The following is a 7,689-nucleotide window of genomic DNA, read 5'->3' on the forward strand; positions in this document are numbered from 1 at the left end:
ATAAATTGATATTTAAAAAAAGCCTAAAATATGCGATAATATACATATTGAAAAAGGAGTGTTTTACATGAACGGATTATTTATTACATTTGAGGGTCCTGAGGGATCTGGGAAAACTTCGGTTATCAATGGAATAAAGGCATACTTCGAGGATAACGCAATCGATTTTATCGCTACTAGAGAACCTGGTGGAATACGTATCGCTGAAGACATCAGAAGTATAATTTTAAACAAAGATAATGTTGAAATGGATGCTCATGCAGAAGCATTACTTTTTGCCGCGTCACGCAGTCAGCATTTCTATGAAAAAGTGAAACCAGCAATGGAACAAAACAAGGTAATATTATGTGATCGATTTATCGATTCATCACTAGCATATCAAGGACATGCTAGAGGACTTGGAATTGATAATGTATATGAGATAAACAAATTCGGTATTGGAAACATCATGCCGGACTTAACAATATTTATTGACGTGCCACCCGCAGTTGGGCTAGAACGTGTATTCAATAACATAAGAAAAATAGATCGTTTAGATTTAGAAAATTTAGAGTTCCATGAACTTGTTTATGAGGGATATATGGAAGTTGAAAAGAGATTTCCAGATCGCTTTGTAAAAGTAAACGGAGAACAAACAATAGAACAAGTAACCAAGGACACAATAGACATCATTAAAACATACTTAAAGTAGGTTGATAATATGGCATTTGAAAAACTAATAAAAGCACAACCTCAAGTCGTACAATTATTAGAAAATAGTATTAAAAAGAATCGTTTATCTCATGCATATTTATTTGAAGGTGAACGTGGAACTAAAAAATTTGAAATGGCGCAATTCTTAGCGATGCGTCTTCTTTGTACGTCTGATGATAAACCGTGTGGTGAATGTCATAACTGTAGAAGAATTAAAAACAGAACACATCCAAACGTATACGTGATAGAACCAATTAAAAACACAATAAGAAAACAACAAGTCATTGATCTACAAATAGAGTTTAGTAAAACATCTGTAGAACCAGGACCTAAAGTTTACATCATAAGAAATATCGAAAGAATTAATGTACAAGCTGCGAACAGCTTGCTTAAATTCTTAGAAGAACCAACATCACATATCCACGCAATACTAACCACAGAAAATGCAAACAGATTACTACCAACCATTATCTCTCGTTCACAAGTTGTATCATTCACATCTGTACCTGATACAATCATCAAACAAGAACTTGTAGAAGAAGGATACCCTGAAGAAACATCAAGCATCGCATCACGTTTAACAAACTCAACGACAGATGCATTTGATATTGCCTCAGGAGATTTTTTTATTGATGTAGTAGATCTTGTTAAAGATATATACAATATCATAAACAAAAATGAAGAATCAGTTATCATTTACTTTCAAGAGAATAGTAGTATAATATATCAAGATGGTGAATCGAATAATTTATTCTTATCATTAATGGTACTATACCAAAAAGACATCCTAAATTATTACATGGGTGACATGAACAATATTGTATTCAGAAATGAAATGAATACAATAGGCAGTATTGCCAAAGTAAAACCTAAAAAAAGACTGATAGACGAACTAGAACATATGCTAAGTTTACAGACAAGAATGAGCTCTTATATCAATAAGAATCTTGCTTATGACAATCTATTACTTAGTTTAGAAAAGAGGGTATCTAATGGCTAATAAAGTTGTTGGAATTAGATTTAAAGCAGTAGGAAAGAAATACTATTTTGATCCAGTAGATAATCATGTAGAAATGTTTGATAAAGTTATAGTAGAAACTATAAGAGGTATCGAACTAGGTGAAGTTATAGAAGCAGAAAAAGAAATCGCAGACAATGAGATTATTTCTACCCTAAAACCAATCCTAAGAAAAGCAAATGAAAAAGATATCGCATCATACGAAAAGAATATGGCAGACACACCACATGCCATTGAACGTATTGCACACTATATCAGAAAAAACAAACTAGAGATGAAACTTCTAGGTTGTGACTTTACACTAGACAGATCAAAAGTAATCATTTACTTTAATGCTGAAGGTAGAGTTGATTTTAGAGAACTAGTAAAAGATCTAGCCAACGAATTCAAACTACGTATTGAACTACGTCAAGTTGGAACACGTGATGGAGCTAAATTCCTTGGAGGAATTGGACCATGTGGTTATATCTTATGTTGTAATAAATTCTTGGGAGATTTTGATACAGTTAGTATCAAAATGGCTAAGAATCAAAACTTATCATTAAACCCTGTAAACATCTCAGGACTATGTGGAAAATTACTATGTTGTATTCGTTATGAAAATGACACATACACAGAACACAGAAAAACATTACCTAAAATGAACAGTCATGTAACGACACCTGACGGTAGAGCTAAAGTAATCGCTGTAAACATTATTGATCGTTCTGTACGTGTTCTAACAGAAGAACGCGGAGTTCAAAGTTATAAGGTAGATGAACTAATCAAAATCGATTATTATGACATCAAGAAAAAACCAAACAAATCAGAGTAGGTGACAATATGGAAGTTATAAATGACTTACTTGGATATGACGGGTTAAAGATAATACAAAGACCAGACATGTTTAATTTTAGTTTAGATTCTACATTACTCGCAGACTTTGTAAGACCACTGGCTAAAACTAAAAAAATAATGGATCTTGGTACAGGTAATGCACCAATACCATTATTTTTATCATTAAAAACAAACGCATTAATCACAGGTGTTGAAATCCAAGAAGAAGTATTTGATATCGCTGTTAGAAACATAGAACTAAACAAACTAACAGATCAAATCACAATTCTAAACGACAACATCAAAGGACTATCAAGAAAGTTTGAAAACAGTGAGTTTGATATCATCACATGCAACCCACCGTTCTTCAAATTTAAAGAATCGTCTAATACAAACAAAAACGATTATAAAACAATAGCTAGACACGAAGTACTAATTACCTTAGAAGAAATCATCATCGAGGTAAAACGACTTCTAAAAACAAGAGGATCATTCTGTATGGTTCACCGTACAGAAAGAATAGAAGAAATCATTCTTCTACTAAATAAACACAACTTCACAATCAAACGTCTACGTTTTGTTTATCCAAAACAGGGAGAAAACAGTAACGCAGTTCTTATAGAAGCATCTAATAATGGTAATCCAGGATTAACATTACTAGAACCACTATACGTTCATGAAAATGGAGGATATACAAAAGAGATTAAACGAATCTTTAATTACGGACAGGAGTGATTTGATGAGACAAAAAAGTTTTCAAAACAATCAAAACACATTGTATCTTGTAGCTACCCCAATCGGTAACTTAGAAGATATTACTTTCCGCGCGATTAAAATTCTAAAAGAGGTAGACTACATATACTGCGAGGACAAACGAGTATCAAGCAAACTTCTAAATCATTTTGAGATATCAAAACCATTAAAGTCGTATCACGACTTTAATAAAATAATCAAATCAGAAGAACTAATCAACTTATTAAAAGACGGAAACAATGTAGCACTTATAAGTGATGCAGGGTACCCTCTAATAAGTGATCCAGGATATTATGTTATTAGAGAAGCAATCAAAGAGAACTTCAATGTTGTTTCAATACCAGGAGCAAACGCAGCGTTATCTGCGTTAGTTGTTTCAGGGATAGCACCACATCCATTTACGTTTTATGGGTTCTTAGATAATAAAGAAACCAAACGACTAAAAGAGTTAGAAGCATTAAAGACTCATACTGAAACATTAGTCTTTTATGAATCACCTCATCGCATATTTAAAACAATCAAATCAATGTATGAAGTGCTTGGTGAAAGAGAAGTAGTTATCGCAAGAGAACTTACTAAAAAGTTTGAAGAAATCATTAGAGGTACTACCTTATCACTACAAGACCTTGATCCATTAAAAGGTGAAATCGTAGTAATAGTTGAAGGATATAAAGAAACATTTATTGAAAGTGATTTAAGTATCTTAGAAGAGATAGACTTATATATGTCTGAGGGCATGCGCAGCTCTGATGCAATAAAGAAAACTGCGAAGAATAGAAATCTAAAGAAGAATGATGTATACCAAGACTATGTCAATTCGAAAGAATAAATACTTATAAGGAAGTGAATAACATGAAAGAAACATTTTATATAACAACACCTATATATTATCCAAGTGGGAAACTACATATCGGTAATTCATATACAACGGTTCTAACAGATACAATAAACCGTTATAAGAAACTAAGAGGATTCGATACTAGATACTTAACTGGTATGGATGAACATGGACAAAAAATTGAAACAGTAGCTATGGAGTTAAATAAAACTCCACAAGAACAAGTAGACTACTTAGCAACAGAAACGAAGAAACTATGGGACTTATTAAATATCAAATACGATGATTTCATAAGAACCACAGAACCTCGTCATGAAGTAGTAGTAGAACAAATCTTTGAACAATTGTTAAAACAAGATGATATATATTTAGGACATTACGAAGGGTATTACTGTATGAGTGATGAAGCATTCTTCACAGAGACTCAATTAGAACCCGGTCATATATGTCCGGATTGCGGAAGAAAAACTGAATTAGTAAAAGAGGAATCATACTTCCTGCGCTTAACTAAGTACGAAGATAGACTTCTTAAATTCATAGAAGACAACCCAAACTTCATTCGTCCTGCATCTAGAAAGAATGAAGTAGTAGCGTTTATTAAACAAGGACTTATCGATTTATCAGTATCCCGTACTAGCTTCTCATGGGGTGTAAAAGTACCATCTAATCCAAAACACGTAGTATATGTTTGGATTGATGCATTAAGTAACTATATAAGCGCATTAGGATATAAATCTGACAACACAGATCTATTTGATAAGTACTGGAAAGAAAACCAAGTAGTACATGTAGTAGGAAAAGATATCCTACGTTTCCACGCTATCTACTGGCCAATCATGTTGATGGCATTAGATGTACCTGTCAACTTTGAGTTATATGCTCATGGATGGTATCTAATGAAAGATGGTAAAATGTCTAAGTCTAAAGGGAAAGTAGTATACCCTGATCAACTGGTTGAAAAATACGGTTTAGATCCACTTAGATATTATCTACTAAAAGAACTACCATATTCAGGAGACGGTGTGTTTACACCTGAAGATTTCGTTGCTAGAATCAATTATGATTTAGCCAATGACTTTGGTAATTTATTAAATAGAACAATCTCAATGACAAATAAATACTTTGATGGAAATATTATCAAAGTCGAGAGTGATAAGTATAAAGACATTCAGGCAGTAACATATGGTGAAAAAAATCTTTCATTAAAAAGTCTAGGAGATTTAGAAGATGAATTAAAGGATTTGATAATAGAAACTATCGAATACTATTCTGTCGAGATGGACAAATTATCAGTTTCGAAGGCTATCCAAATTATATGGAAATTAATATCTAGTTTGAACAAATATATAGACGAAACAGCTCCATGGATATTAGCTAAGGCTGAATTTGAGGAACATAAAGTAGGATTACAGAGTGTTCTATACAATCTTGTTGAATCTTTAAGACATATTGGTATTCTATTAAAACCAATTCTATTAAACGCATCAACAGAATTGTTTACACAACTTAATATCCCTTCTGAACTTCAAACATGGGAGAGTCTAGAGTTTGGTTCTATCAATACTTTAAAAGTATCAGATAAACCAACACCAATCTTCCCTCGTCTTGATAAGAAAGAGGAAGAAGAATATATCTTTGAATTAATCAATGGTAAAAAAGAAGAAGAACCAAAACCTGAAGAACTATTCGCGAGTATTGAGGATTTTGATAAACTAGAATTTGTAGTTGGTGAAATCTTAGAATGTAAGAAACATCCAAACGCAGACAAACTACTAGTATCTCAAATCAATACAAAAGATAAAGTAAGACAAGTAGTTTCAGGAATAGCATCAAGCTATACACCTGAAGACATGGTTGGTAAAAAGGTTGTAGTAGTTAAGAACCTTAAACCAGTTGAACTACGTGGAGTACTATCAGAAGGTATGATCCTAGCAGGTAAAAGAAGAAAGAACTTTGAAGTATTAGAAGTATCTTCATTACTTCCAGGAGACAAAGTATCATAATTTAAAAGCAAGTCCAATTGGGCTTGCTTTTTTCAACATCGGTCTTCAACACCGTTGACAGATATTAATTAATTTAAGCGGAAAATGAAAAAGACCTGTAAAGCTCTTTTTCGTTATGATAGAATGACTATAATAGGATAAGGAAAATAATTGAAATGAGTGATAAAAATGAGTGAACTAAAAAAAATTATAGAACAATTTGTGAAATTCAGAGATGATAGAAATTGGAAACAATTTCATACTCCCGAGAACTTATCTAAGAGTATAGTACTAGAAGCCACAGAACTTCTAGAAAACTATCAATGGGGTAATGATCACGCTGACATGGAGAACGTAAAAGAAGAAGTAGCTGATATATTTGGATACTTGTTGCTTTTATGTGATGTATTAGACATAGACTTAATAGAAGTCACAAAAACTAAAATTGAAAAGAACAAAGAGAAGTATCCAGTGGATAAAGCATTTGGCTCTTCAAAAAAATATAATAAATTATAGCAAACACAAGGTGTTTGCTTTTTCACTGGCTTCCTCTATATTTAGGAGTATGGTATAATATTATTATATAAAGCATAAAAGGGGGATTCAAAATGGCAAAGATTACAATAGATCCAACATCACCATTTACATTTATCTTTACCGGTATATTTACAATTATAATTAGCATAGCAACAATTTCAGTTTTTTCAGAAGGAGAAATCGGAGTGGGTATCTTTTTTTTGATAATTGTCATTATGGGAATTGCTTCAACTTGGGGATATTATGATGCATATGATAGAAGTAGAAAAAGATAATTGGGAATCAAAGAATACTTTGAAGAAAACCTGGGTAGGATATTAACAACTATTGTGATTTTTATAATGATACTTTCAGTTGTTGGAATGAACAAGTCCTCTAGGGGATCAAACTGCTTTATTAAAGGAAATATTAGTTACAACGATGGAGAAAAGATTTATCACATGCCAGGACAAGAGTATTATGATGCAACAGTTCCAGAGGCGTGTTTTGATTCCGAGTACGAAGCTAGAGAAGCGGGATACATAAAGAGTTACAGGTAGGGGTGCAAAATGGCAACATATAAAGAGATTCAAATCTATATTAAGGATAATTATGGAGTATCAGTAAAATCATGTTGGATAGCTGATATGAAAGATAAACACAATTTATTGACTAGAATATCAGCAAATAGAATTTCCGTTAATAGAAGACTACACCCATGTCCTGACAGACATAAGGTTAAATTAGAAACTGCATTTAGATATTTTAGAATGATTTAAAATTCACCTAAAAGATTTGGAAGTCACTTGCTGACTTCTTTTCTTTTGTGATATAATATTATTGAGGAAAAGGGATAAATCTGAGACAAACATATCCCTTTGGTATGTTTTTTATTTTGGGAAGGATAAAATGATGAAAAAATTATTACTAGCTTTAACAATGATTTTTGCTTTAAGTGCATGTGGGGAAGAAGAAACACCTACTCCAGATGTAGATACAACAGCTCCAGTAATTTCTTATACAGGAGATTTAGAGTTTGATTTAGAGTATGGAGTTACTGATTTTGATTTACC

The 7,689-nt window shown here is 32.4% G+C and carries 10 protein-coding genes; all 10 read left to right on the plus strand.

Translation table 11 applies throughout. From position 1 onward, the window contains the following. Positions 1-67: 67 nt before the first annotated feature. The 10 genes from tmk (at position 68) to AC2LE6_RS07005 (ending at position 7,395) form a co-directional block, all read left to right on the plus strand. Positions 68-691 (plus strand): dTMP kinase, encoded by a 624-nt coding sequence (gene tmk / locus AC2LE6_RS06960; RefSeq protein ID WP_484478544.1) that lies wholly within the window; start codon positions 68-70, stop codon positions 689-691. Positions 692-700: 9 nt separating this feature from the next. Continuing rightward, complete coding sequence (gene holB / locus AC2LE6_RS06965; RefSeq protein WP_484478545.1) at positions 701-1,693, plus strand: DNA polymerase III subunit delta'; 993 nt, start codon at positions 701-703, stop codon at positions 1,691-1,693. Continuing rightward, a complete protein-coding gene (locus AC2LE6_RS06970) occupies positions 1,686-2,525 on the plus strand; it encodes a PSP1 domain-containing protein (protein WP_484478546.1) in 840 nt (279 codons plus the stop codon). Before holB ends, AC2LE6_RS06970 begins: the two co-directional genes overlap by 8 nt. A gap of 8 nt (positions 2,526-2,533) precedes the next feature. After that, on the plus strand, positions 2,534-3,262 hold the full coding sequence (locus tag AC2LE6_RS06975; protein WP_484478547.1) for a tRNA1(Val) (adenine(37)-N6)-methyltransferase: 729 nt from the start codon (positions 2,534-2,536) through the stop codon (positions 3,260-3,262). Between the two features lie 4 nt (positions 3,263-3,266). Continuing rightward, on the plus strand, positions 3,267-4,109 hold the full coding sequence (gene rsmI, locus AC2LE6_RS06980; RefSeq protein WP_484478548.1) for a 16S rRNA (cytidine(1402)-2'-O)-methyltransferase: 843 nt from the start codon (positions 3,267-3,269) through the stop codon (positions 4,107-4,109). Positions 4,110-4,132: 23 nt separating this feature from the next. Beyond that, the gene (gene metG, locus AC2LE6_RS06985) at positions 4,133-6,121 is read left to right on the plus strand and encodes a methionine--tRNA ligase (protein ID WP_484478549.1); all 1,989 of its coding nucleotides are present in this window, start codon (positions 4,133-4,135) and stop codon (positions 6,119-6,121) included. 168 nt (positions 6,122-6,289) lie between these two features. After that, entirely contained in the window at positions 6,290-6,616 is a 327-nt protein-coding gene (locus AC2LE6_RS06990; RefSeq protein WP_484478550.1) for a nucleotide pyrophosphohydrolase, read from the plus strand. Between the two features lie 92 nt (positions 6,617-6,708). Further along, entirely contained in the window at positions 6,709-6,912 is a 204-nt protein-coding gene (locus tag AC2LE6_RS06995; RefSeq protein WP_484478551.1) for a hypothetical protein, read from the plus strand. Between the two features lie 87 nt (positions 6,913-6,999). Then, positions 7,000-7,176: a sunset domain-containing protein gene (locus tag AC2LE6_RS07000; RefSeq protein ID WP_484478552.1), complete on the plus strand. Its 177-nt coding sequence runs from the start codon at positions 7,000-7,002 to the stop codon at positions 7,174-7,176. 9 nt (positions 7,177-7,185) lie between these two features. After that, positions 7,186-7,395 carry a hypothetical protein gene (locus tag AC2LE6_RS07005; protein WP_484478553.1) on the plus strand — a complete coding sequence of 70 codons (210 nt, stop codon included), beginning with the start codon at positions 7,186-7,188 and terminating at the stop codon, positions 7,393-7,395. Positions 7,396-7,689: the final 294 nt, after the last annotated feature.

The organism is Candidatus Izemoplasma sp., from assembly GCF_982632705.1.